The sequence below is a fragment of the Brevundimonas terrae genome, from assembly GCF_011761985.1.
Lineage (GTDB): Bacteria > Pseudomonadota > Alphaproteobacteria > Caulobacterales > Caulobacteraceae > Brevundimonas > Brevundimonas terrae.
The window spans coordinates 52,038-75,545 of record NZ_JAASQT010000002.1; the positions used below are offsets into that span (position 1 = coordinate 52,038).

Annotated in this window: 24 protein-coding genes; 11 read left to right on the forward strand and 13 right to left on the reverse strand. The window is 62.1% G+C overall.

The window, feature by feature from the left end; translation table 11 throughout:
- The first annotated feature begins 28 nt into the window (after positions 1-28).
- The 4 genes from FHS64_RS04805 (at position 29) to map (ending at position 2,144) form a co-directional block, all read left to right on the forward strand.
- On the forward strand, positions 29-496 hold the full coding sequence (locus FHS64_RS04805; protein ID WP_167176400.1) for a hypothetical protein: 468 nt from the start codon (positions 29-31) through the stop codon (positions 494-496).
- Positions 497-564: 68 nt separating this feature from the next.
- Positions 565-1,095: a DUF3828 domain-containing protein gene (locus FHS64_RS04810; protein ID WP_167176402.1), complete on the forward strand. Its 531-nt coding sequence runs from the start codon at positions 565-567 to the stop codon at positions 1,093-1,095.
- 66 nt (positions 1,096-1,161) lie between these two features.
- Positions 1,162-1,374 (forward strand): TA system antitoxin ParD family protein, encoded by a 213-nt coding sequence (locus FHS64_RS04815; protein WP_167176404.1) that lies wholly within the window; start codon positions 1,162-1,164, stop codon positions 1,372-1,374.
- A complete protein-coding gene (gene map / locus FHS64_RS04820; RefSeq protein ID WP_167176406.1) occupies positions 1,371-2,144 on the forward strand; it encodes a type I methionyl aminopeptidase in 774 nt (257 codons plus the stop codon). Before FHS64_RS04815 ends, map begins: the two co-directional genes overlap by 4 nt.
- Before the next feature lie 10 nt (positions 2,145-2,154).
- Here the strand turns inward: map and FHS64_RS04825 are convergent, their stop codons facing one another.
- Genes FHS64_RS04825 through FHS64_RS04845 form a run of 5 tightly spaced genes read right to left on the reverse strand, consistent with a single transcriptional unit; the run spans position 2,155 to position 6,375 of the window.
- Positions 2,155-2,562, reverse strand: coding sequence for a MerR family transcriptional regulator (locus FHS64_RS04825; protein ID WP_167176408.1), 408 nt, complete (start codon positions 2,560-2,562; stop codon positions 2,155-2,157).
- A gap of 10 nt (positions 2,563-2,572) precedes the next feature.
- The gene (locus tag FHS64_RS04830; protein WP_167176410.1) at positions 2,573-4,570 is read right to left on the reverse strand and encodes a TonB-dependent receptor domain-containing protein; all 1,998 of its coding nucleotides are present in this window, start codon (positions 4,568-4,570) and stop codon (positions 2,573-2,575) included.
- A gap of 46 nt (positions 4,571-4,616) precedes the next feature.
- Entirely contained in the window at positions 4,617-5,249 is a 633-nt protein-coding gene (locus FHS64_RS04835; RefSeq protein WP_167176412.1) for a cation efflux transmembrane domain-containing protein, read from the reverse strand.
- 26 nt (positions 5,250-5,275) lie between these two features.
- Positions 5,276-6,001, reverse strand: coding sequence for a DUF6456 domain-containing protein (locus FHS64_RS04840; RefSeq protein ID WP_167176414.1), 726 nt, complete (start codon positions 5,999-6,001; stop codon positions 5,276-5,278).
- Complete coding sequence (locus FHS64_RS04845) at positions 5,998-6,375, reverse strand: chromosomal replication initiator DnaA (protein ID WP_167176416.1); 378 nt, start codon at positions 6,373-6,375, stop codon at positions 5,998-6,000. Before FHS64_RS04845 ends, FHS64_RS04840 begins: the two co-directional genes overlap by 4 nt.
- A gap of 408 nt (positions 6,376-6,783) precedes the next feature.
- Between FHS64_RS04845 and ctrA the strand changes: the two genes are divergently transcribed.
- Entirely contained in the window at positions 6,784-7,488 is a 705-nt protein-coding gene (ctrA, locus tag FHS64_RS04850; protein WP_167176417.1) for a response regulator transcription factor CtrA, read from the forward strand.
- Positions 7,489-7,572: 84 nt separating this feature from the next.
- Here the strand turns inward: ctrA and FHS64_RS04855 are convergent, their stop codons facing one another.
- Genes FHS64_RS04855 through fliI form a run of 3 tightly spaced genes read right to left on the reverse strand, consistent with a single transcriptional unit; the run spans position 7,573 to position 10,420 of the window.
- Positions 7,573-8,646: an endo-1,4-beta-xylanase gene (locus FHS64_RS04855; RefSeq protein WP_167176419.1), complete on the reverse strand. Its 1,074-nt coding sequence runs from the start codon at positions 8,644-8,646 to the stop codon at positions 7,573-7,575.
- A gap of 3 nt (positions 8,647-8,649) precedes the next feature.
- Entirely contained in the window at positions 8,650-9,063 is a 414-nt protein-coding gene (locus tag FHS64_RS04860; protein WP_167176421.1) for a flagellar FliJ family protein, read from the reverse strand.
- 13 nt (positions 9,064-9,076) lie between these two features.
- The gene (fliI, locus tag FHS64_RS04865; RefSeq protein WP_167176423.1) at positions 9,077-10,420 is read right to left on the reverse strand and encodes a flagellar protein export ATPase FliI; all 1,344 of its coding nucleotides are present in this window, start codon (positions 10,418-10,420) and stop codon (positions 9,077-9,079) included.
- 186 nt (positions 10,421-10,606) lie between these two features.
- Between fliI and FHS64_RS04870 the strand changes: the two genes are divergently transcribed.
- A complete protein-coding gene (locus FHS64_RS04870; RefSeq protein WP_167176425.1) occupies positions 10,607-12,106 on the forward strand; it encodes a methyl-accepting chemotaxis protein in 1,500 nt (499 codons plus the stop codon).
- A 146-nt stretch (positions 12,107-12,252) separates the two neighbouring features.
- Here the strand turns inward: FHS64_RS04870 and FHS64_RS04875 are convergent, their stop codons facing one another.
- On the reverse strand, positions 12,253-13,191 hold the full coding sequence (locus FHS64_RS04875) for an EamA family transporter (protein ID WP_167176427.1): 939 nt from the start codon (positions 13,189-13,191) through the stop codon (positions 12,253-12,255).
- A gap of 86 nt (positions 13,192-13,277) precedes the next feature.
- Between FHS64_RS04875 and FHS64_RS04880 the strand changes: the two genes are divergently transcribed.
- The 5 genes from FHS64_RS04880 (at position 13,278) to FHS64_RS04900 (ending at position 17,419) form a co-directional block, all read left to right on the forward strand.
- Entirely contained in the window at positions 13,278-13,766 is a 489-nt protein-coding gene (locus FHS64_RS04880; protein WP_167176429.1) for an Lrp/AsnC family transcriptional regulator, read from the forward strand.
- A 53-nt stretch (positions 13,767-13,819) separates the two neighbouring features.
- Entirely contained in the window at positions 13,820-14,230 is a 411-nt protein-coding gene (locus FHS64_RS04885; RefSeq protein ID WP_167176431.1) for a hypothetical protein, read from the forward strand.
- Between the two features lie 107 nt (positions 14,231-14,337).
- Entirely contained in the window at positions 14,338-15,318 is a 981-nt protein-coding gene (gene cysK, locus FHS64_RS04890; protein WP_167176433.1) for a cysteine synthase A, read from the forward strand.
- 103 nt (positions 15,319-15,421) lie between these two features.
- Positions 15,422-16,636, forward strand: coding sequence for a DUF2336 domain-containing protein (locus FHS64_RS04895; protein ID WP_167176435.1), 1,215 nt, complete (start codon positions 15,422-15,424; stop codon positions 16,634-16,636).
- Between the two features lie 348 nt (positions 16,637-16,984).
- A complete protein-coding gene (locus FHS64_RS04900) occupies positions 16,985-17,419 on the forward strand; it encodes a Ros/MucR family transcriptional regulator (RefSeq protein ID WP_167176437.1) in 435 nt (144 codons plus the stop codon).
- A 72-nt stretch (positions 17,420-17,491) separates the two neighbouring features.
- On the opposite strand, the gene FHS64_RS04905 is transcribed toward FHS64_RS04900, so the two are convergent.
- The 4 genes from FHS64_RS04905 to FHS64_RS04920 all read right to left on the reverse strand — a co-directional run bounded on the left by FHS64_RS04905 (position 17,492) and on the right by FHS64_RS04920 (position 23,384).
- Complete coding sequence (locus FHS64_RS04905; protein WP_208380643.1) at positions 17,492-18,616, reverse strand: DUF2336 domain-containing protein; 1,125 nt, start codon at positions 18,614-18,616, stop codon at positions 17,492-17,494.
- Positions 18,613-19,929 carry a hypothetical protein gene (locus FHS64_RS04910; RefSeq protein ID WP_167176439.1) on the reverse strand — a complete coding sequence of 439 codons (1,317 nt, stop codon included), beginning with the start codon at positions 19,927-19,929 and terminating at the stop codon, positions 18,613-18,615. Before FHS64_RS04910 ends, FHS64_RS04905 begins: the two co-directional genes overlap by 4 nt.
- A 100-nt stretch (positions 19,930-20,029) precedes the next feature.
- Complete coding sequence (locus tag FHS64_RS04915) at positions 20,030-21,064, reverse strand: ABC transporter substrate-binding protein (protein ID WP_167176441.1); 1,035 nt, start codon at positions 21,062-21,064, stop codon at positions 20,030-20,032.
- Positions 21,065-21,584: 520 nt separating this feature from the next.
- Positions 21,585-23,384 (reverse strand): ABC-F family ATP-binding cassette domain-containing protein, encoded by a 1,800-nt coding sequence (locus tag FHS64_RS04920; RefSeq protein ID WP_167176443.1) that lies wholly within the window; start codon positions 23,382-23,384, stop codon positions 21,585-21,587.
- Positions 23,385-23,508: the final 124 nt, after the last annotated feature.

Genomic DNA, 23,508 nt, shown 5'->3' on the forward strand with positions numbered 1-23,508 from the left:
TGAACACGGGTCTTCGAGGGGCGGGATTATGTTTCTGGTAACGGGTTTGATGCTGGCGGTCCTGATGCTGGCCGCAACGCCGCAAGGTCGGGCGGCAGGACAGGCATGGGTGCGCGACATCGCACAACGGCTGAACGCGATCACCAGTGGGCAGGTGCTGTTTTACGCCGCTCTGGCCTTGGCGGGGCTGGGGCTGGTGGTGCTGTTCGAAGCCGAGGGCCTGCGCGTATTTGCCATGGTCGCGCCCGAGGCGGTGATGTGGTTTGCCGCCTTCGACATGGCCATCATGCTGGACGCCATGGTGCTGCTGGCGGGACTGGGCGCGATGCAAAAGCTGCGCACGGCCATGAACGGATTGCGCCAGTGGCAAGCGTGGATTGTCGCTGTCGTCAGGCGCGGTGCCATCCAACGCCGCAAGCGGCCAGCCCGTACGTCCATACTTGCGCGGCGCAAGGATCGCGATGACCCCGACCCGCGAGGCCTAGTTTGGGCCTAAACAGTTTCGCGCCCTCGCAGGGCGGGTTAGGGTCGCAACAGGGATCAAACGGGACGGGACAACAGCTCATGGCAACCGCTTCAAAACTATCATTACTGGCCGCTGTGGCACTGATGCTGGCGGCCTGTTCGCCCGAGGCCGAGGCCCCGTCTGAGCCCGCCGCCCCGCAAAAGGTCGGACGCGAGGCCGCCATCGAAGCGGGTAACGGCACACCCGAACAGTTCGTGCGCGCGCTGTATGCTGCCTATGACCACCCGCCCGCCGAGCCCGTCGCTCCCGGTCGCGACATGCTGATCCAGCGCACCTTGAACGCGATGATCTTCTACGACTGGAAAAATGCCAAGGAAGCGAACCGCGAGCCGCACCTGAAGAATGATCCGGTCTGCGACTGCAGCGGCGGCAAGGTGGTTCTGAAAACCGTCGCCATCACCGAGGGCGAACGCAACTATGCCGATGCCGCCGTCACCTTCACCGTCGATGGCACCGAGAAATCCCAGATCGTGAAACTGGAAAAAGAAGGCGGCCGCTGGAAGGTGCTGGACATCATCAAACCCGGCGAAAAGCCCCTGACCGAACAGCTCACCGCCGTCCTCAGCTAGGCGGACTTGTCTCCTTAATATGGTTCATATATGAAACGTATATGAACCATATTAAGGATTAAGCCTGTGGGCATAGTCAACATCGAGGACGATCTGCACGACATGCTGCGTCGTGCCAGCAAGGCGTCTTATCGTTCGATCAATGCGCAGGCGGCCTTCTGGATCAGGATCGGTATGCTGAGCGAAATGCATCCGGGCTTGTCCTATCAGGAACTGGTCGCCCGCGAGTTGAAGGCCGCAGGGGTTGAAGCGCCTCAACTGGGCGATGCTGCCGCGTGATCAAGTCGGCTGATGAAATCGCACTGATGGCCGAGTCCGGTCGCTTGCTGGCCTCGGTTTTTGCCCATGTTGATGCCCTGTCCCTGCAAGGCATGAGCACGATGCAGGTCAATGACAGCGTCGAGCGCTTCATTGTCGATCAGCTTCAGGCCCGACCGGCCAGCAAGGGGCAATACGGCTTCGAGTTTGTGCTGAACAGTTCGCGCAACGAAGTGATCTGTCACGGTGTGCCGTCATCGACCGAGATCATCACGGACGGGGATATCGTCAATCTGGACATCACGCTGGAAAAGAACGGCTACATCGCCGACTCCAGCAAGACCTACATGATCGGGACCGTATCCCATGCCGCGCATCGTCTGGTGCGCAGTACCTATGAGGCCATGTGGCACGGGATCAGAACGGTCAGGCCGGGGGCGACGCTGGGCGATATCGGTTTTGCCATCGAACGCCACGCCCGTCGCAACGGCTATTCCATTGTGCGCGAGTTCTGCGGCCATGGCATCGGTCGGGAAATGCACGAAGCCCCGCAGGTTCTACATTTCGGCAGGCGCGGGGAGGGTCTGACGCTGAAAGAAGGCATGACCTTCACCATCGAGCCGATGCTCAATCAGGGACGCAGAGGATCGCGTACCCTCGATGATGGCTGGACGGTGGTGACCGCTGACGGAAAGCTGTCTGCCCAGTTCGAGCATACGGTTGCCGTTACCCGCGATGGTGTTCGCGTATTGACCTTGCGCCCCGAAGAAGCGGGCCAGATCAGACGCTAACCAGTGGAGGCTAGACCGCAGACGGGGCCGGAGCCAGCGCCTCGATAATCAGGCATTGCGAGATGGTGCCTTGGCTGCATTGGCCGAGCCTCGAGGACAGTTCGCGTTGCAGGGCCTGAAGGTCGGCAATCTTGCGCTCGACCTCGGCCAGATGGCTGCGGGTCAGGGCATCGACCTCGGCGCAGGACTGGTCGCGCCGGTCCGACAGGTTCAGCAGGTCGTGGACCTGTTCAATCGAGAACCCCAGATTGCGGGCGCGACGGATGAAAGAGAGGCGGTTCAACTCCGCCTCTCCATAGGTCCGGTAATTGCCAGAGGTGCGGGCGGGCTGAGGCAACAGGCCGATCCGCTCGTAATAGCGGATCGTCTCGACCTTGGTGTCGGTCTGTTTTGCGAGTGCGCCGATGCTTAAGCCCATGTCTGTTGTCCTAGTGGTGGTCGCCGCCGCCAAAACGGATACGGATACCGCCATTGACCGTAAAGCCGTCTGTTGGCCCCCAGGCATCGGTGGTCCAGCGACCGTCATCGGCGCGGGCGGGCAGCAATAGCGGGTGGTGCTTGGTCACACGCTCGTTCAGCAGGTTCTCGGCATTGACGAACAGGCTGAACTTTTCAAACACGATCTCGCCCAGCAGACCGACCTCCAGATAGGACGGGCTTTCGCGGCGATAGGGGTTGTCCTCCAGCGACTGCTTGCCGGTGTAATAGACTTCCAGCCCCAGACGGCCACGGTCGTGGTCCTCCCACATGGCAACAAACCCGCCCGTATGTTTGGGCGTCAGCGGCGTCTCGCGGCGGTATTGGTTCAGGTCATCCGGCTCGGTCGCATCGACATAGACATAGCTGCCCGTCACCACAAACGGCCCCCGACGATAGCGCAGCAGGGCCTCAAGGCCGCGCGTGCGGGTTACACCGTCCATGTTCACCAGAGTGATACGTCCCTGATCGGTCACAGCGCGGATGGCATCATCAAGGTCCGACCCGAACAGGGTCAGATTGGCCTCGACCGGACCCTGCTTCCAGCCAATATCCAGCGAGGCGGTGCGGGCAATCTCTTCCTTTAAGCCGTCCAGCGGCTCAAGGCGTGACAGGCCCACCGTCTCGGTCACATCGACAAACGGCGTCGGGGCAAAAAAGCCCTGACCCACCGAGGCGCGGATGGTCCAGTTATCGGGCCGGAACAGCAGCGACAGGCGCGGGCTGAACTGGCTGCCATATTCGCTGTGGTGGTCCAGACGCGCACTACCCGCCAGCGTCAGCATCTCGCTGAAATCATGCTCGACCTGCGCAAACAGGCCCGGCACCGAATAGGTGTAGTCGAAATCGCCAAAGGTCTTGTTGGCATAGTCATCCACCTGAACCGCTGCGCCCAGCGTCCAGTGGGTCGCGCCGCTCTGCTGGCCATAGGCGACCTCGGCAAAGCCGGTATTGTGGCGATCGCTTTCGCTATCGGGGCCAAAACGGTGGTCGTGCTTTTGCGTCATGGCCGAGGCACGAAGGTGCAAGGTGCCCGACTTGAAGGGCAGGGTGGCCACCGCGCCGCCGTCGAAACGGTCGGTATCCTGCGACTGGACAAAGGGTTGGCCGTCGGGGGCTGTCTTGCCCTTTTCGGTGCCGCCTTCGCGCTGTTCGGTCATGGCCCCGAGCGTAAAGAAGGCCTCGGCCCCGTCATCCCCCTGCCAGAACAGGCGCGGACGTATGGTCCAGCGTTCATAGGCGGGCATGTCGCTCCAGCCGTCACCATCAAGGTCCTGACGGCTCTGGCGGTGATAGCCACCGACAATGGACTGGCCCCATGCGCCCTCGAACGGCAGGGCGGCATAGCCGGTCAGGTCCTGCCCGTCGCGGCTGGTAATATTGGCCAAAATCTCGGCCTCGAAATCATCGCTCGGGCGGCGCGAGATCAGATTGATCACCCCGCCCAGCGCCGAAGGACCATAAAGTGCCGAGGCCGCGCCCTTGATGATTTCCACCTGACCCAGATCGGTCGGGGCGATTTGCAACACGCCCAGAGACGAGCTTGATCCGCCATACAGCGGCAAGCCATCGGCCAGTAGCTGGGTATAGCGGCCATTCATCCCCTGCATGCGGATGTTGGAGCCGCCCAGTGCGGGTGATGTCGTCTGCACCCGCACGCCGCCCGTTTCATTGACCAGCATGGCGATGCTGCCCGGCGTCATCAGCAGCTTTTCCATGATCTCTTCGCGGTTCACCACCTCGACGCGGATCGGCTCGTCCTGAATGCGACGGCCCGAACGGGTCGCGTGGACAATGATGTCCTCGACCTCGGTGGCCTCCTCGTGGTGGTCGTCGTCGTGATGGTCGGCCTCTTGGGCCAGAACAGACGAGGCCGCGAGGGTGGCGATACCGGCAACCGTCGCCAGCAACAGATGACGGCCACGCGGTGAAACAGGATGGAAGGACACGCAGACTCCGGTAACGCAGAGAGGAAAAGGACAGAAGGATTTGGTGTTAGGCGCTTGGGACGCGGGTGGATTTCAGCTCGCCTCGGGCCTGTTGGACAATGATCCAGCCGCCTTGCAGGGCCAGCCCCGCCATGATGGCCGCGACCGCCAGATCGGGCCAGCGCGTGCCGGTGCCAAACACCCCCAGAGCGGCAATCATTACGGCCAGATTGCCGATGGCATCATTGCGCGAGCAGATCCAGACCGAGCGCATATTGGCGTCGCCATTGCGAAAGCGGAACAGCATGATCGCCGTCACCACATTGGCGATCAGGGCCATGAACCCGATCACACCCATGACCTCGGCGGCCGGTGTCTGGCCGTTCCACATACCCCAGAGGGTCACGCCCGCCACCCAGCTGCCAAAGGCCAGCATGGTGACGCCCTTTAACAGGGCTGCCCGCGCCCGCCAGACCAATGCCATCCCGACCACGCCGAGACTGATGGCATAGTTGGCCGCATCACCCAGAAAATCCAGCGCATCGGCCTGAAGCGAGGCCGAGCCGGACAACAGCCCCGCCACACCCTCGACCGCAAACATGCCGGCATTGATCGCCAGCGCCAGCCACAGGGCCAACCGCCAGCGCCCTTCGGCGGGGCGTTGGCTGCTGCACAGGTCATCACCGCAACATCTACTCATGGCGGGGCTTTTGCACCCTGTAGCGGCTACAGGGTCAAGCCGTAATATCGCGCCAAAACCTGTAGCCCTTCCTTCAGCACCGTCTTGCCCTGACGGCGGCGCAGGGCCAGCGCCTGCTCGGCCAGTTGCAGGGATGATCCGCGCACGCAAACCTGTTCCAGCATGGCGCGCAGATGCGGCCCCGCCGCCGCCAGTGCCGCCTCCACGCGGGCCGAGGCACTGATGGCGCGATCGGTTGGTTCGATACGGGCAGGCGAGGCCCCCGAGCGACTGCGCGGCAGACCGTCCCAGCGCATGGTCAGGGACGGACCGCGCAGGGCCGCTTCGGCATCAAGGCGCAGTCTCTCGCCCGCCGCGACCTCGGCCGGTGCCAGCCACGGACGGCCCGAATGGTCCTTGCGCCGCGCCAGCCAGGCAATGGGGCTTTCGCCGAGATTGGCGCGGTGCTGGATGGCGTTGCCCTCGCTGTCCATAAGGGTGCGCTCGCCGATAATCTGGCCGGGGCAACCGGCAGGGCGCGATGGCGCATCATTTGCGGCCATGCGACGGGCGCTCCATCCTCCGCCGGTGCGGCGGCGCAGACCCGGTTGCTCGGTAATGGCGCGAAAGGCCGGCTCGTCCAGCAACAGCACCACGCGGCCCCTGCGATCTCCGCCCAGCCGCAAGGGATAGCCCTGCCCTGTTTCGTCCAGCCACGCATCGGGGCGCTCGATCAGGCGACGGGCGCGCTCCAGCATACGGGTATCGGTCATCGGTATCCTTTCACTATTTCAGGAGCCAGATCGACGCGAGGCAGGTCCAGTAACCGTTTCAGGGCCAGTTCCAGCCCCTCCATCAGGTGGTCGTAATCGGCGCGGTCACGCTCGTCCTCGGCCCAGCGACAGGCGGTCGAGGCCGTGGCGCGGTTCAGTCCAAAGGCATGCGCCACCCGTTCCAGAGGCCAGCCGAACGACACATGGGCCAGATACATGGCCGACCAGCGCGCGCGGCAGGCCCGAAGGCGGATACGCTCGCGGCGGGTCATTTCCTCGACGGGAATACGAAAGGCCAGTGCCGTCAGGCTGAGGGCGGCATCGGCACATATGCGATCCCCTTCCAGTACAGGTACGCGGTAAACCTCGTTCAATCCTTCATCTCCCCCATTCCGTTTGATTCCGGCCCCCTCGACCCTTGTTGGGTCCGTATGACCATCATGGTGCGGGCTATCGGGTTGGCTAGGAAAATATTCTTAACCTGCGTCAGTTGCGGACGCTTGCCCTTGCAAAGCTTGGCTTTGGAAGATCGCTGATGGGTGAATTGACTGGGGATAGTTCGCACGCAGACGATGCGGGGCAGGGGGCAAACGGCCACGACGCGCAAAAATTAACGAATCGTTGACTCACCCTCTAGACGCCGATTCGCAAATCAGCGTAGGCGTTTCATATCGGGATCGCGTTAACCATTCTTAAGGTTTTAACCCGTTAACGTACGAACAAGGTTACTCGGGCTGTGCTGTCTGCGCGGTTGTACTCAAGCTTTGCCTGGAGGGGCATAAATGCGCGTCCTGTTGATTGAAGACGATCACGCTACGGCACAAAGCATCGAGCTGATGCTGAAGTCGGAAGGCTTTAACGTCTATACGACCGATCTGGGTGAAGAAGGCATCGATCTGGGCAAGATCTATGACTACGACCTCATTCTTCTTGACCTGAACCTGCCGGATATGAGCGGCCTTGAAGTCTTGCGCCAACTGCGTAACGGCAAGGTCAATACGCCGGTCATGATCCTGTCGGGCAGCCACGAGATCGAAACCAAGGTCAAGACCTTTGGCGGCGGTGCCGATGACTATCTGACCAAGCCGTTCCACAAGGACGAGCTGATTGCGCGCACCCACGCTGTGGTTCGCCGCTCCAAGGGTCACGCACAGGCCATTATCCACACCGGCGAAGTCGCTGTGAACCTCGACGCCAAGACTGTCGAAGTGAACGGCCACCGCGTGCACCTGACCGGCAAGGAATACCAGATGCTGGAGCTGCTCTCGCTCCGCAAGGGTACGACCCTGACCAAGGAAATGTTCCTGAACCACCTGTATGGCGGCATGGACGAGCCCGAGCTCAAGATCATCGACGTTTTCATCTGCAAGCTGCGCAAGAAGCTGGCGACGGCGGCCGGTGGCAAACACTATATCGAAACCGTCTGGGGCCGTGGCTATGTACTGCGCGACCCGTCGGAAGTCGGCAGCGCTATCGAAGCGGCCTGATTTACCCGATACCGGATTTGAAAACGCCCGCTGGAAACAGCGGGCGTTTTTCGTTTCAGCGTCAGTATAGGCTGGCAACGAGGCCTAGCCGGACAGACTGTCGGCTATGGCGCGGCCCATCGCGGTTGGCTGTCCTGACGCCCCGAAGGCCAGCGGACTGTCCTTGCCGTCATCATGTGGCGGACGCCGCAGCCATGAATCCGTATCGCGCACACCCCAGAGTGTTAATGCATACCGCTGTTGTGCAGGTAAGGTATTGTAAGTTTCGGTTAATTCCTTAACCCGCTCCGTCTGCTGACTGATCTTTTTTGATACAGTTCTAACATCCGGCATGCCGCCTTCGCGTTTCAGCGAAGCGTCCAGTTCCGAGATATGGATGGGCAATCCGAACTGTGCGGCCTCGCGGATAAAGCGACTGATCTGTCCTTCACGGATTTCGATATCCAGATGGCTCTGGCTGCCGATACCGCCGACAGGCGCTCCGGCTTTCAGCAAACGCTCGACCAGACGCAGGAAGGTGTCGCCCTTGGCCGGATTGTTCTCCAGATTATAGTCGTTGATGAACAGGACAGCCTCGGGATCGGCCAGTTTGGCCTGCTCAAAGGCCCGCACCATGTGGTCGATCTCGCCCAGCGCCGCGGACCAGTGATGGCTTCGCAGCCCGTTGCCATCCTCGGCCACGGCCTCGTTGACCACATCCCAGCCGCGCAACTTGCCGCGATAACGACCGGCAACGGTGGCGATATAGTCGTCGAACTTGCGGCGAAAATCGGCGGGTGACAGGCCTCGAAACGCTTCCTCGCCTTGCGAATACCAGACCAGCGTTGTGCCATGCATGTGCATGCCGTGGGCGCGACAGAAGTCCGCAATCCGGTCAGGAGCATCAAAGCGATAGCCGTCAGGGGTGAGGATGTATTCCATCTTCATCTCCCATTCGGGCGTGATCTGGTTGAAATGGGTCAGGGCCAGACGGCTCCACGCCGGATCGTCCAGCTGGCCGGTCATGGCGCAGGTGCCCATGGGGAAGGGCGCTATGTCCTTGAGCGCGGGGATGCCCCGCAAAGGGTCAGGCCCCTCGTCAAAAGGAAAACAGCCGCCCAGCAAAGGGGCCACCCCCAGCGCCGCCGATCCCTGCATCCACTGGCGGCGCGAGATCATGGCTTAACTGCCGTTGCGGCGGCGCAGGCCCATTTCGTCAAAGGTTGCATTCTCGCGGCGGTTGGCCGCCATGCGGGCATTCAGGCGCGAAACCTCGGCCACATGCTCGAACTTCTTCAGTTCCTCGAACGCGGCGGTCAGAGCGTCACGCGCCCCTTCTTCCTCGCGGATCAGGGCTTGCAGCAGGCCTTCGCTATGGGCGCGGCGCAGTTTCCAGCCGTTCATATAGGCCTGAAGCATCAGCGCATGCTGGGGATCGCCGGTAGCATTGCCGCGCTCGGCCTCGGCCTCGGCATCCAGTATGACCAGCTTCATTTCCGCATCGGCCCGACGTGCAGCCACCTCGGCCATGCGCTTTTGCAGGGTCTCGACCTCATAGTTGGTGAGGCGGATCAGGGATTGCGCCCATGCAGTCATGTGGCTTCTCCGGTCAAGCTTCTAGCATGCCCATGTTGAGGATGGATTCAAGTCTTTCGAAGGATTCATCCAGACGGGTGACGTCTTCCTTGTCCTGACGCAGGAATTCTTCGAGCATCGGATTAAGGGCGATGGCGCGGTCGACAATGGGGTCCGCGCCGCTGCGATAGGCCCCGATCTTGATCAGTTCTTCCATGTTGGAATAGGCCGACAGACACTGGCGCGCACGGCGGTTCAGCTCGCGCTCGGGCGGGGTCTGGCACTCGGGCATGGTGCGGCTGACCGATTTCAGCACGTCGATGGCGGGGAAGCGCCCGCGCTCGGCAATCTTGCGGTCCATAACGATGTGGCCGTCCAGAATACCGCGCACGGCATCGGCAATCGGCTCGTCATGGTCGCCGCCATCCACCAGCACGGTGAACAGGGCGGTGATCGGCCCCGCCTGACGGCCATCGGGCAAGACCGGACCCGGCCCTGCGCGTTCCAGCAGCTTGGGCAGTTCGGTAAAGACGGTCGGCGTATAGCCCTTGGTCGTCGGCGGCTCTCCGGCGGCCAGCCCGATCTCGCGCTGGGCCATGGCAAAGCGGGTGACCGAGTCCATCAGGCACAGAACCTCAAGCCCCTGATCGCGGAAATATTCGGCCACGGCCATGGTCATATAGGCGGCCTGACGGCGCTTCAGGGCCGGTTCGTCGGAGGTTGCCACCACAACCACGGCACGACGCAGGCCTTCTTCGCCCAGCGTCTCCTCGATGAACTCGCGCACCTCGCGGCCCCGTTCACCGATCAGGCCCACAACCACAACATCACAGGTCGCCTGACGCGCCAGCATCGACAGCAGCACCGACTTGCCGACGCCGGACCCTGCGAAAATACCCAGACGCTGGCCACGACAGGTGGTGGTGAACACATCCATCGAGCGCACGCCCAGATCCAGACGCTCGCCGACACGGGCGCGCGAATGGGCAGGGGGCGGCGAGGCCTTCAGAATATAGGGTTGCGGTCCCTGCGACAGCGGGCCGTTCCCGTCGATCGGTTCGCCAAAGGCGTCGATGACGCGGCCCAGCCACTGGATGGTGGGACTGACCGAGGCGGCGGCCTCCAGAATCTTGATATCGGCACCGGGGGCCACGCCCTCGACGGGGCCATAGGGCATCAAAAGCGCCTTGGCGTCACGGAAGCCGACAACCTCGGCGGGCAGGGGGGCTTGGCCACGGCGCGAAATCTCGGCCCGCGCACCCACGGCCAGACGCGACAGACCGCCACGGCTTTCGATCAGCAGACCGTTTACGCCTGCCACCTTTCCGGTGACCACAACAGGGTCGATGCTTTCGGCGGCGGCGATCAGCTGGCGCAAAACGGGGTCCGGTGCCTGTCGGCAAGCTAGAGAGGCGGAACCTCTGCTGTGCAGTACTTATGGTTAATCAGGCGTGAAGATTAGGCTGGGGATTAAGACGTAACGCCGTGATTACAAAAACAAAGGTTTTCAAGTCCAAGGTCACGCTTACGGCAATACCCCCGTTGTCAGACCGGATGCGCTCTAATGTTCAGAAAGAACCCTGCTGTCGCACTGAATAAGATCAGGCTTGAAGAGCTGGAGCGCCGCATGGCGGCGATTGGCCGCTCGCAAGCCGTTATCGAGTTCGAGCTGGATGGCACGATTATCGATGCCAACGAAAACCTGCTCAAGACCATGGGTTACACGCTGGACGAAATCCGTGGCCAGCATCACCGCATGTTCATGGACCCGCAGGAAGCCACCACGGCGGAATATGCGGCCTTCTGGCGCGAACTGAACGAGGGTCGCTTTGTCGCCCGCAAGTTCCGCCGCATGGCCAAGGGCCAGCGCGAGGTCTGGCTGGAAGCCTCCTATAATCCGGTGCTGGACGATAATGGCCGCGCCGTGAAGGTGGTCAAACTGGCCATCAACATCACCGATGCCGAACAGGCCACCCGCCGCGCCGAGGCCCAGCGCCAGTCCGACGAGGCCGCCCAGACGCGACTGGTCGAGATATTGGCCGAGAACCTGTCCAAACTGTCCGAAGGCGATCTGCGCGCCGTGATCGATGCGCCGCTGGATGGCGCGCATCAACGGGTGAAGGACGACTTTAACGGGGCCACCAGCAGCCTGCGCACCGCACTGGAACAGGTGCTGGACGCGGTGGGTGTGCTGAAAACCGGCTCCGAAGAAATCGCCAACTCGGCCGACGACCTGTCGCGCCGCACGGAACAGCAGGCCGCCAGTCTGGAAGAGACGGCTGCGGCGCTGGACCAGATCACAGCCACAGTCCAGCGCAGCGCCGAGGGGGCACGTCAGGCCTCCACGGCCGCGGTGGCGGCGCGTACCGAGACGGATCGTTCCGGCGAGGTCATGCAGAAGGCTGTGTCGGCCATGGACGGCATTTCGCGCCGTTCAGCCGAGATTGGCGACATTATCGGCGTCATCGACGAAATCGCCTTCCAGACCAATCTTCTGGCCCTGAATGCGGGCGTCGAGGCCGCAAGGGCCGGCGAGAGCGGACGCGGCTTTGCCGTGGTCGCCTCCGAGGTCCGCACACTGGCCCAGCGTTCGGCAGAGGCCGCCAAGGAGATCAAGTCGTTGATCTCGGCCTCGGCCAGCGAGGTTTCCGAAGGCGTGAAACTGGTCGGTGAAACGGGCCGCGCCCTGGAAACCATTGCGGCGCGTGTGGCCGAAATGGACGCACTGGCTGCCGAAATCGCCGCCTCGTCACAAGAACAGGCGACGGGTCTGGGACAGGTGAATGCCGCCGTGAACCAGATGGATCAGGTCACCCAGCAAAACGCCGCCATGGTGGAAGAAACCACGGCTGCGGCGACGGCCCTGCAAAACGAAACCCGCCAGTTGGCCACGCTGGTCAACCGCTTCAACACCGGACGATCCACCGTTGCGGATACCTCGCGTGAAGCCCGTCCCATTGAACACCGCTTGCGCGGGGGCATGTCGCCCGCCCTCGTAAGCCAGAGATCTCGTCTTAAAGCTGTCGTCAACGGTTCCCCCGCCGAAGACTTTGAGGAGTTTTAAGACGAGGCGGCCCTGGGCATTTACTTTTTTCCCCCCTCAGTAAAAAGCCAGGGTCGCAAGACTACCTACCGGCCCTCATGGGGTCGGTAGGCCCAAGTCCCCTCGAAACTGCCCGCCCGACATTCCCCGGGGCGGGCTTTTTTCGTTCAGGCGGCCTGTTTCGCGCCGAGGTCGTCGGAGTCGTTGTCTGCGGCGGGCAGGGCCGGTTTCTCGCTGCGCGACGTGGTCAGCACAGCCCCGACCGAGGCGGTCATGACGGCGGCAATCGCCAGCCATTGCAGCATGGTCAGATGCTCGCCGAGGAATAGCAGACCCGCCAGTGCGCCAATGGCGGGATCGGCACTGACCGCCACACCGAAGGTGCGTTTGGGAATGGCCTTCAGGGCGATCATGTCCAGCGTATAGGGAATGGCACTGGAGGCCAGCGCCACCAGAACCCCCATGGCCAGAAGGCGCGGATCAAGCAGGACGGCACCTGCGCTGACGGCACCGATGGGCACCACCACCATGGCGGCAACCGTCATGCCGACGGCCACTGTGGCCCCTGACGGCAGATGGCTGACGCGCTGTCCGAACACGATGTAGAGCGCCCAGAACAGGGCCGCCATTGCCGCCCACGCACAGCCAACCGGATCAAGCGTGCTGACATTGCCATCCAGCGGCAACAGCAAGGACAGGCCTGCCGCCGCCACCAGCACCCACACGAAGTGGATCGGCTTACGGGCGTTAAACAGCGCTACGGCCAGAGGGCCGGTGAACTCGATGGCCAGCGCAATCCCCAGCGGGATGGTGGCCAGCGACATATAGAAGCTGAGGTTCATCAGGCCCATGACCGCGCCGTAAAGGGCCAGACCTTTCAGGTCCTTGCGCGTGAAACTGTGCCGCCAAGGCCGCCAGACCATCAACAGGATCAGCGATGACAGACCCACGCGCATCGCCGCCGTTCCCATGGCTCCGGCCACCGGAAACAGGGTTTTGGCAAAGGATGTGCCGATGGACAAAAACAGGATGCCGCCGATCAGGGCCAGATAGGGCACCGCGATCGAAAGCGCAGGGGAACGGGGGAGGGAGGCGTTACGGAACATGGCGGCAGAAATAACCAAATACGCGAAATATGTGCTGGCGAATTTGATTGCTTAAATGCCGTATTTCGGCGTTTGATTGTGCTCTTATGCAAGAAACAGTCATCCTCGATGAATTCGACCGCCGCCTGCTGGATCTGGTACGGCGCAACAACCTGACGCCCGCGCGGGTGCTGGCCGAAAAGGTGGGGCTGTCGGAATCGGCGGTGTCCCGCCGTCTGCGCCGTCTGCGCGATGAAAAAATCATCATTGCCGATGTGGCGGTGGTGGATCGCGGGCGGCTGGAAAAAGCCCTGACCATGCATGTTCTGGTCGAGATGGAGCGCGAAGGCACGGCCGTCATCGACGCCCTGATGCGCAAGCTGAAGGCGCGCCCCGAGGTGCACGGCATGTGGTACACGACCGGCCATGTGGATTTTATCCTCTATGTCGTGGTGCCGGATATGCAGGCCTATGACACCTTCACCCGCGACGCGCTGAACGACGATGCGCGGGTGCGTAACTTCACCACCCTGTTGACCATCCGCGAGGTCATGCCGTTTGATCCGTCCCAGCGGGTGATTTCGCGAGGGAGGTAGATGCGATGAGGATTGCGTCTGTATTGCTGGGAGTAGTGTCTGGCTTGGTCTTCATGAGCGCCGTCGCGCCAATGGCCCAAGCTTGTACGCTGCTACCGCCGCCGCGATGGGATCTGGTACCGCAGGAAGGCGGGCGGGCTATTGCCATAGGTCGCATTGTGTCCGTGACGCCTGATGGCGGCGATGAATGGACTGATTTTGCCATTGCCGAGGTCGAAACCCTGGAAGTTCTTCAGGGGGATATGCCGCCGCGTTTTTCCGTGCGCGGCATTATTACCCACAGGCCAGACCCCTCGGTTGTCACTATGTGGTGCGGCAGGCTGATGGCAGATCAACCGGATGATGTCGTGATGGCTATCGCGTGGGGCGAGCGCCGCTATGATTTTCTGATGACGGGGCAGATTGCAGAGCCGTATCTGGCACGCATGCAATCTTATCGCTCCCGCACCTCAGATGAGCGTTAAAGACCAGCTATCCTAATAGCTTTTTGAGAAAAGCTGGGATTTGGCGGCTTGTGGGTGAGCGTATAGGCGCTATGTCTTTCCCGAAGCAAAATCCAAGGAGATCACCCATGTCCGACACCCCGTATGATGCTAGCCGTCACAAGAAGGCCGGACGTGGCAAGGTGTTTGACAGCATCGTCGATACGATCGGCGATACGCCTCTGGTGGCCCTGCCGAACCTGACCAGAGAACTGGCCCCCAAGGCGCGTGTACTGGCCAAGCTGGAATTCTTCAACCCGATTGCCTCGGTCAAGGACCGTATCGGCGTCGGCATGATCGAGGCACTGGAACAGGCCGGCAAGATCAAGTCGGGCGCGACGCTCATTGAACCGACCAGCGGCAATACCGGCATTGCGCTGGCCTTTGTGGCGGCTTCCAAGGGTTACAAGCTGATCCTGTGCATGCCGGAATCCATGTCGATCGAGCGTCGCAAGATGCTGGCCCTTCTCGGGGCACGGATCGAGCTGACCCCTGCCGAAAAGGGCATGAAGGGCGCGATTGCGCGCGCCGAGGAGTTGTTGACACAAATCCCCGGTTCGGTGTCCCCGGCCCAGTTCGAGAACGAGGCCAATCCGGCCATCCACGAAGTCTCGACCGCCGAGGAAATCTGGAACGATACGGCAGGAGCCGTCGATGTGGTGGTTGCGGGTGTTGGCACCGGCGGCACGATTACCGGCGTCGGTCATGCGCTGAAGAAGAAGAAGCCTTCGGTACAGATGATCGCCGTCGAGCCGACCGCCTCGGCCGTTCTGTCCGGTGGCGCACCCGGCCCGCACAAGATTCAGGGCATTGGCGCGGGCTTTGTGCCGCCCGTCATCGATACGGGTGTGATCGACGGCATCGAACAGGTGGCCAACGAGGACGCCTTTGAAATGGCCCGCAAGGTGGCGGCCGTTGAAGGTATTCCTGTCGGTATTTCGTCGGGCGCGGCCCTGTCGGCGGCCTTCCGTCTGGCGGCTCTGGACGAATATGCGGGCAAGACGATTGTGGTCATCATCCCCAGCTTTGCCGAGCGTTACCTTTCGACCGCCCTGTTCGAAGGTCTGTAAGAGCGTAGATACTCGGGTTTTGTAATCGATCAGGTGCAGAGGGCGGCACAGTTTGTCCTGTTCTCTGCACCTGTAGTTAACCCGCATGCCTTATAGGGGCGCTATGGGAAGTGCCGCTGTAACCAAATCCGCAGCCGACAGGGCCGCCGAAAACGACCGCGCAAGGCTGGTGCTGTTGCGCCGACTGGCTGACGTTGTCAGCCTGCCTGCCAGCCGTATCAATGCTTTCGAGCGTTCGGTGGTGGCGGACCTGATGGTCGATATGCTGCGTCAGGCCCCGCTGGAAGAGCGCCGCAGGATTGCCGCCCGTCTGGTGCCGCTGACGGATATTCCCGACAATATTTGCCGCCTTCTGTTACGCGACGACATTGTTGTGGCGCGTGAACTTCTGGATGAAGCGGCTTCGCTCAGCGACCATGATCTGATCAGTTGTGCCGCCTCGGCCAGTATAGACCACTGCAAACACATTGCCCGCAGGCGCGGTTTGACCCCTGCTGTGTGTCACGCGCTGATCGAGCGGGCCGATGCAGAGGTCACGCAACTGGTTCTGGCCAATAAGGATGCTTCCATCCCGACCACGGCGCTGGAAACGACTGTGGCGCAAAGCAGACAACACCCCGAACTGTGCGCGGTTATTCTGAAACGGCCCGAACTGCGCCCGTCCAGCGCCTATGTGATGTTCTGGTGGTGCAATCACGAAGAGCGCAGCATTATTCTGCGTCGCTTTGCTGTATCGCGCGAGGTGCTGCAAAGTACTGTGGCCGATCTGTTCGGTAAGGACGGCGGCGGGGATGACGCCTATGTGCGTAAGGCCCTGCAATTTATCGAGCGCCGCCAGCGTGATCGCGATGCCGCCCAGATATCGCACTATGGCGGGCTGGAAGGCGTAATCCAGCATGCCGCCGAAGCGGGCCTGACGCCCGATCTGGTGGCGGAAATCGGCCAGTTGGCAGGCGTTAAGCCACTGACGGCTGCCAAGATGCTGAGCGACGAGGGCGGTGAATCCATTGCCGTCATGTGCAAGGCCACAGGTCTGACCAAGCAATATCTCGCCCTGTTGTGGAAGGCGATGCGCCGCCCGTTCGACGAAAAGGACGAGAATGGCGATGTGCGTTGGGAACGGGTGCAGGTCGTATATGAAATACTGGCCGTAGATCGCGCCCAGACTGTATTACGCTACTGGAACTGGGCGTTGACCTCGGCCCTGACGCCGCAATTGATCCGTGCCATCCGCGAGGGCGAAGAACATCTGGTCGATGCCTTCTCGGCGGCGGAACGCGCCGCCATGCTGGCCCTGTCCGAAGACTTTAAAAGCTGAGATCAGCCAGATAATACAGGTGTAATCTGAAATATGCCGATATTTCAGTATTTTGTGGCAGGGGGCGGTGTGCCGTTATTTTGCCTTATTTAGATGTGCGCGCATCTGTATTACTTATCACTGATCACTGATCCTGTTTTTTAACGCCGCAACATTATGAATAAACCTTATTCAATGTGGGGTATTGTCTGTCGCGAACTCGATTGTATTAAATACAAGTAATACAGTCAGATGATTACGCTATTTTTCCTTGACAATCCTTCGATAAAGATCAGGATACCGCCCGATTTAGTAACATAAGAGGCTAGTTATATAGCCCTTTCTATTGGCTTCATTGGCGGGACAAAAATGGAAGATAAACCAGAACTTCTGGAAATGACGGCGGATATCGTATCGGCCTATGTCAGCAACAATATGGTGCCGGCAGAAGCCGTACCGGGTCTGATTTCGCAGGTACATGCGGCCCTGACCGGTATTACTGTCGCTCCGGTGGAAGAAGAGCCGGAACCGCGTGAACCCGCCGTTCCGCTGCGCAAGTCGATCACACCGGACTTCCTGATTTGTCTGGAAGACGGTCGCAAGTTCAAGTCGCTGAAGCGCCACCTGCGTACCAAATACAATATGAGCCCTGAAGAATACCGCGAGAAGTGGGGTCTGGCCAAAGACTATCCCATGGTCGCGCCGAACTATGCCAAGGCCCGTTCCGAACTGGCCAAGCAAATGGGTCTGGGTCAGGGCGGCCGCAAGCCGGCCCGCGCGACGACAACCCGCGCCAAGAAGTAAGTCCGGTCATAGACCAGACAAAAAGCCCGCATCGAAAGATGCGGGCTTTTTTAATGCTTGCTGCCGGATAGATCAGGCCGCGTTCTGCAAGGCATTACGTCGGGTGCGCCAGAAACGCAGGGTGCGACGCGCGGTTTCGATATCCAGCGATGAATACAGGCTGGCATAGGACCGTGCCTTGCCCATGGCATTGCCGTCATTATTCAACAGCACCATCGCATAGGTCAGGAACAGGGCCTTATCCAGATCGGCAGCACGGCAGACGACGGCCAATGCATCCAGTTCGCGGCGCTCGATGATGTTGCGGGCGGTGTGGAAATCGATATCGGCCAGTTGCGACAGGGCGATCAGGAAGCAGGTGCGGTTGCCCGAACGCAGAAAGCGGGCCAGCACCGGCGGGGTCAGTTGGCCCGCCACCTTCATCTCCTCGACATAGGCCAGGCTCTCGGCATAGTCGGGGGGCAGGGTACCGTCCTCGGTGGCGATGCGGGTGCGCCCCACAGCCAGCGCCTGTTCCAGCGCGTCAGGGTCCAGACGGGCGTTTTCCTCGAGGATCTTGGCGCGAAGGGCTTCTTCGACCTCGAAATACATTTCGTTCAGCAGGTCCAGCGGCAAACCGGCCCGCGAGACGGTGACGGCGTGCAGTTCGCTGTTCAGCTTGGCGCGGTCAATGGCCGCTTCGCTGGCGGCACGCGACAGGCGGGCACCGTCATTGGACAAGAGCGCGTGCAGGGTCTCGTCATCGCCATGCTCGACAATGGCGTCCGACACCGCCTCGGCCACATGCTCGCGCTGCGAGACGGCGCGCATATGGGCCTGACTGCCACGGGTGCGGATCACATCGATCAGGTCGTCATCGGTCAGGACCGGCGATTGCGCCAGAACGGGGCTGGCGACCTCTGCCTCGTCATAGGCCAACTGGCGGATCAACTGGTGCGGGGCATCCGGTGCCGTGGCAAAACGCGTGGCCAACTGGGCGCGGACCTCGACCTCCATGGCGCGGGTCAGGTCGCTCAGGACGGCCCCGTACAGATCTTGTTCGATCGGTGTGCGCTGGGCTGTGCCAAAGAAATTATCGGTCAGGTCGCGCAACAGGGTGCGGCGGGCACCACTGTCGGACTGGCGGGCCAGATCAATCAGTTCGGGTAGGCGGGACTGGATAGACGTGTCGGAAATCGAAGAGGCAGTCATGGTCATAGCGGATCATCAGGGTCGGCAACGGTACGCACGCGGCCGTTCGCATCGCGGATAATCTGGGGGGCCTCGGGCGGGGCGGCCAGATCGTCACTGGATAGGGCTGTGGTCAGGTCAATGGGCAGAGCGTCCAGATAGACAGGCTCTGGCAGTTGGGGCGGGTCGGGCTGACGTCCGGCCTGACGGTGGACGGAATAGTAACGGGCACCACCCGCGCTTGCGGCAGGCTGGGCCGGAGCGGTGCCTTCGGTTGCCGGTTCGGGGGCTGTGGCTGGATTTTGCAGACGGAAGATCGGCGCGTCACGACGTGGCGCATAGGGATCATGCTCTGCGGGCGCGGCATCGGTCGTCGGAACCTGTACCGGAGCGACAGGGGCCTCGGGCGTGGTCGCAGGCTCCACAGGGGCATTGCCGCCAAGCTGGAAGATCAGCGCGTCCCGACGCGGAGCATTGGGATCGACGGGAGCCGGTTCAGGCTCTGGTTCAGGCTCTGGCTCGGCGGGTGCGGTCACAGCTGGGGCCTCGACCTGAACGGGTTCGGCAGGAGGTGCGGGATAGGTCTCTACGGGCGCTTCGATCACCGGTTCCGGCGGAAGAGGCGTGTAGGGGACAGCGGTGTCCGCGACGGGGGCGGGCTCGACCACTGCTGCGGGTGCCGGTTCTGGCTCCGGCTCGGGGGGCGCGATGACAGCCGGGGCTTCGACCTGAACGGGCTCGGCGGGAAGCGCGGGATAGGTTTCTGCGGGCGCTTCGATGACCGGCTCGAACGGGATGGGGGCGGGCTCGGCCTGTGGTACGGGCGCGGGCGTTGTAACGGTCGGGCGCACCGGACGGTAAACATAGGGCGGGCGGCTGGGCGCGCGTGGCGGCTCGGAGCGGGCGACAGGGGCGACAGGGTTTTGCGGGGCCTGTGCAGGTGCCGTGGCGTCGTCCTGGCGAGGCGTAGCGGTGGGCGGCGCAACGGCTTCCGGTGTCACGGGCGTATAGATATAGGGCGGCGTTACAGGACGCGGGGCCGGACGATAGACAGGTCTGGCGACGGGCGCGCTCTGGGTGGCGGGCGTGGGCGCGTCATAGGCCATCGCCGTGTCCGTTGCGGGCGCAGACAGATAGGCGGGCGGCACAGGCACGGCGGGCGGCGGCGGTGCGCCCCATGCCGAGGCCGGTGTCAGTTGTCGTGGATAGGTCCAGCCGCCACGGGGGATGACAGGCGCACCCTTGCTGCTCTCGGAGGCACCGGATTCCGCCATGGCCACAGACGCGGCCGGATAGCTGCCTCCGATCAGGCTTACGGTCAGGATCAGGCCAAGGCGCACGCAAAAATCCCCAATTTAGCGGTGCAAGAGACGTAGTCATGCCGGATCGGGCTTAACCCACCGCTAACATGCGCCCTTTTGAGTGCTATTTTAGCGGGTGTTATTTTCGGGTCGGCAGATAGGCGGTGGTAAAGGCGGCCTGCCAGTCCGGTTCGACGCTGTAGGCCCCCTTGGTCTGTTCGGCAAAGGCTTGCCAGCGTTCGGCGGACATGGTGCCCAGACCATAGAGGGCGGCATCGCCGCTATCGATGATGTTGTGGGTTTTCAGCAGGTCGCGGGCTGTATCCAGCGAGCCTTGCGGGGTGGCCGGATTGGCGCGGCGGATCAGGGCGTGGGCCGGATCGGGATCACCGTTCAGATAGGTGTTCCAGCCCTCGACCGAGGCGGCGATGAAGTCCTTGAGGGCCTGCGTATTGTCACGCGCAAAACTATTGGGGGCCATCAGTATGCCTGCATAGGAGGCATAGCCGTCATCGGCAGGCAGATAGAGCCGCGTGCGAAGCTCGGGCCGCGAGGTGGCCACCAGAGCCGGTTCGCGGGTCAGCGAGCCGATCATCAGGCTTTGCGGATCGTTCAGGAACGGTTCCAGCATCCCTTCGGGCGGACGCAGAAGCTGTTCCTGCGTCAGTTCGTACTTGCTCTGGAGCCACGACCAGATGTCGGACCAGTCGGCATCCTCGACATAGAGCGGACGTTCGCTGAGGGCGGACAGGTCACGCGGGGCGTCGCTGGCATGGGCGATCAGGACGCGCGGGTCCTTCTGGAAGAAGGCGGCCACGGCCTTGACCGGTGCGCGGTCGGCAATCAGGCGCAAGGCCCCGAAACTGTCGCGGGCAAGGCCCAGCTCTGCCACGCCGGAGGCCAGACGGCTGGACACATCGGCAACGGAATTGCCGTGGAACATCTCGACGTTCAGGCCACGCGCGGCATAGAGGCCGCTGGCAATCGCCTGATAAAAGCCCGCATGGTCGGCGCGGGCGGGGCCGGAAATGGCCAGACGCAGGCGCACACGCCCCTCGGCATCAATGGGCGCGCTCTGGCTGCAACCGCCCAGCACGGCAGTGGCACCCACACCAAGCGCGGCGGCACCAAGGCTTTGCAAAACTGTGCGTCGGGAAGGGCGGAGCAGCGTCATTACCGGTTGCAATAAGCATGCAGGCCCGGAATGGGAAGGGCCAAGATGAGGCTTGTTCGATGGCGGGGGCAATGAGGGTGCCAAGGATAGGGCCAAGGACGGGGCCAAGAACGGGGGCTCGCAAAACCTATGACGAGAGAGGACAGAAGGGGGTCTGCCCCCTCTCGTTGCTGGAGGCATGCCGTGACGGATCGTTAGGGCTGGCGGTGGGCAATTACGCAATCAGTAGGCCTGTTGAGGGCAAGCATGCTGGGTGGGGGAGCGTAAAAATGGATGGCAACGGCGCCGCTCGGGGGGAGTAGGGCGCGATGCGATCCGGACCAGTTCTACGATTACCGGTACAGACTGACTTTAGCATAACAAAGATATATCAAGCCTTTGAAGTCGGCAAGTATCCGTTATGGACGCCTGTGGATAAGCAGGAACGGACACATGCAAAAGGGGCGACCGGATCACTCCGGCCGCCCCTGTTTGTGGCATGGATTGCTGCAGGTTCAGCCCAGCACAGCCTAGTCCAAGCTTAGCCGAGAGCGGCTTTTTTCTCTTCGAGTTCGAGCCATTCCAGTTCGATGGATTCCAGCTCTGAGCGGGCTTTTTCGGCGGCCTTCATGGCCTTGTCGAAGGCGGCGGGGTTTTTGCTGTAGAGATCGGGGTCGGCCATCAGGGCGTCCTGTTTGGCGATCTCTTTGGGCAGGGATTCCATCAGCTTTTCGATCTCGGCCAGACGGTGTGTGTCTTTGAACGAAAGCTTGGTGGGTTTCTTGGTTGCGATGGGTGTCGCGGGGGGCTTGGGGGCCGAAGGGGCGGCAATACCGGCCTTGGGGGCCTGAATGAAGCCCGGGTTCTGGCGCACGAACTCGGTCCAGCCGCCGGGGGTTTCGACGATGTCGCCGCGCCCGTTCATGGCGATGGTCGAGGTAGCCAGACGGTCCACGAAGTCGCGATCGTGCGAGACGAGGATCAGGGTGCCGTCATAGCCGTCGAGCAGTTCCTGAAGCTTGTCCAGCGTGTCGATGTCGAGATCGTTGGTCGGCTCGTCGAGCACCAGCAGGTTGGCGGACTTGGCCAGTGCGCGGGCCAGAAGCAGGCGGTTGCGCTCACCGCCCGACAGGGTCGAGATCGGCTGGCGCAGTTGCGCTTCGGAGAACAGGAAGTCCTTGGCATAGGCGGCGACGTGCTTGGAATGGCCGCGCACGAGGATGCTGTCGCCGCCACCGGGGGTCAGGGCGTCCCACAGGGTCATGTCGGACTTCAGGCCCTCGCGGGACTGGTCCAGATAGAGCGGCTCAAGATTGGCCCCCATGCGGACCGTGCCTTCGTCCGGCTCCAGTTCGCCCAGCAGCACCTTGACCAGTGTGGTCTTGCCGGCACCGTTGGGACCGACAATGGCCAGACGGTCGCCGCGAATGATGCGGGTGGTCAGGTCCTTGAAGATGACGCGATCGCCAAAGGACTTGGAGACGCCCTTGATGTCGGCGACCAGCTTGCCGGAAATGGCACCGGAATCGACGCCCATATAGAGGTCGCGCGGCACGTCCTTCATCTTTTCGGCGCGTTCGGCGCGCAGGGCGGCGAGGCTGCGGGCGCGGCCTTCGTTGCGGGTGCGGCGTGCGGTAATCGAGCTGTAGAAGGTGGCGGTTTCGCGCTCGATGGTCTTGGTCAGCTTTTCAAGCGCGACGGCTTCTTCTTCCATCACCTTGGCGGCCCAGTCGTCGAACTCGGCAAAGCCCTTGTTCAGGGTGCGGACGCGGCGGCCTTCCAGCCAGTGGACCGTATTGGTCACACGGTTGAGGAAGGCGCGGTCGTGGCTGACGACCAGAACGGCGAAGCGGGCACTGACCAGTTCTTCTTCGAGCAGCTCGATGGCGAGGATGTCGAGGTGGTTGGTCGGTTCGTCCAGCAGCAGGACTTCGGGTTCTTCGGCAAAGGCCTTGGCCAGCGCGGCGCGGCGGATCTCGCCGCCCGACAGGCCTTGGGTGGACTTGTACGGATCAAGGCCGAACGTGGTCAGCCAGCTTTCGGCGGTCCATGTTTCGGCGGCCCCCGAGGAGGCATAGTCGATCAGGGTCTCGCCGGTGATTTCCGGTTCCTGCGGCACATAGGCAAAGCGGGTACCGGCCTGAACGGCGCGGTCGCCGCTGTCCGGTTCGATAAAGCCCATGACCACCTTCATCAGGGTGGATTTGCCTGCCCCGTTGCGGCCCACAAGGGCGGCGCGGGAGCGCGGTTCAACAGCAAGGTCCACGCCGGAAAACAGCGGGCGCTGTCCGTCCTGAAGGTGGATGTCTTTAAGTGCAACGAGGGGAGGTTTGGCAGCCATGGGCGGGCATATAGCGTGGCGCGACGAGAACTACCATTGGCAGGTGAGCTCGGGTGTCGAATCTGTATTTTATTTATACCGTCCAGCCGGTATGTAGCGCCCATGGAAATATCGACACGCCGTA

Excerpts from the sequence above, each read along its gene's own strand:
- FHS64_RS04835 (WP_167176412.1), bottom strand. The coding sequence starts at position 5,249 with ATGAGTAGATGTTGCGGTGATGACCTGTGCAGCAGCCAACGCCCCGCC.
- cysK (WP_167176433.1), top strand. The coding sequence starts at position 14,338 with ATGTCCGACACCCCGTATGATGCTAGCCGTCACAAGAAGGCCGGACGT.
- ctrA (WP_167176417.1), top strand. The coding sequence starts at position 6,784 with ATGCGCGTCCTGTTGATTGAAGACGATCACGCTACGGCACAAAGCATC.
- FHS64_RS04900 (WP_167176437.1), top strand. The coding sequence starts at position 16,985 with ATGGAAGATAAACCAGAACTTCTGGAAATGACGGCGGATATCGTATCG.
- FHS64_RS04920 (WP_167176443.1), bottom strand. The coding sequence starts at position 23,384 with ATGGCTGCCAAACCTCCCCTCGTTGCACTTAAAGACATCCACCTTCAG.
- FHS64_RS04895 (WP_167176435.1), top strand. The coding sequence starts at position 15,422 with ATGGGAAGTGCCGCTGTAACCAAATCCGCAGCCGACAGGGCCGCCGAA.
- FHS64_RS04840 (WP_167176414.1), bottom strand. The coding sequence starts at position 6,001 with ATGACCGATACCCGTATGCTGGAGCGCGCCCGTCGCCTGATCGAGCGC.
- FHS64_RS04860 (WP_167176421.1), bottom strand. The coding sequence starts at position 9,063 with ATGACTGCATGGGCGCAATCCCTGATCCGCCTCACCAACTATGAGGTC.
- FHS64_RS04855 (WP_167176419.1), bottom strand. The coding sequence starts at position 8,646 with ATGATCTCGCGCCGCCAGTGGATGCAGGGATCGGCGGCGCTGGGGGTG.
- FHS64_RS04905 (WP_208380643.1), bottom strand. The coding sequence starts at position 18,616 with ATGACCATGACTGCCTCTTCGATTTCCGACACGTCTATCCAGTCCCGC.
- FHS64_RS04875 (WP_167176427.1), bottom strand. The coding sequence starts at position 13,191 with ATGTTCCGTAACGCCTCCCTCCCCCGTTCCCCTGCGCTTTCGATCGCG.
- FHS64_RS04880 (WP_167176429.1), top strand. The coding sequence starts at position 13,278 with ATGCAAGAAACAGTCATCCTCGATGAATTCGACCGCCGCCTGCTGGAT.
- FHS64_RS04805 (WP_167176400.1), top strand. The coding sequence starts at position 29 with ATGTTTCTGGTAACGGGTTTGATGCTGGCGGTCCTGATGCTGGCCGCA.
- FHS64_RS04825 (WP_167176408.1), bottom strand. The coding sequence starts at position 2,562 with ATGGGCTTAAGCATCGGCGCACTCGCAAAACAGACCGACACCAAGGTC.
- FHS64_RS04810 (WP_167176402.1), top strand. The coding sequence starts at position 565 with ATGGCAACCGCTTCAAAACTATCATTACTGGCCGCTGTGGCACTGATG.
- FHS64_RS04915 (WP_167176441.1), bottom strand. The coding sequence starts at position 21,064 with ATGACGCTGCTCCGCCCTTCCCGACGCACAGTTTTGCAAAGCCTTGGT.
- FHS64_RS04870 (WP_167176425.1), top strand. The coding sequence starts at position 10,607 with ATGTTCAGAAAGAACCCTGCTGTCGCACTGAATAAGATCAGGCTTGAA.
- FHS64_RS04885 (WP_167176431.1), top strand. The coding sequence starts at position 13,820 with ATGAGCGCCGTCGCGCCAATGGCCCAAGCTTGTACGCTGCTACCGCCG.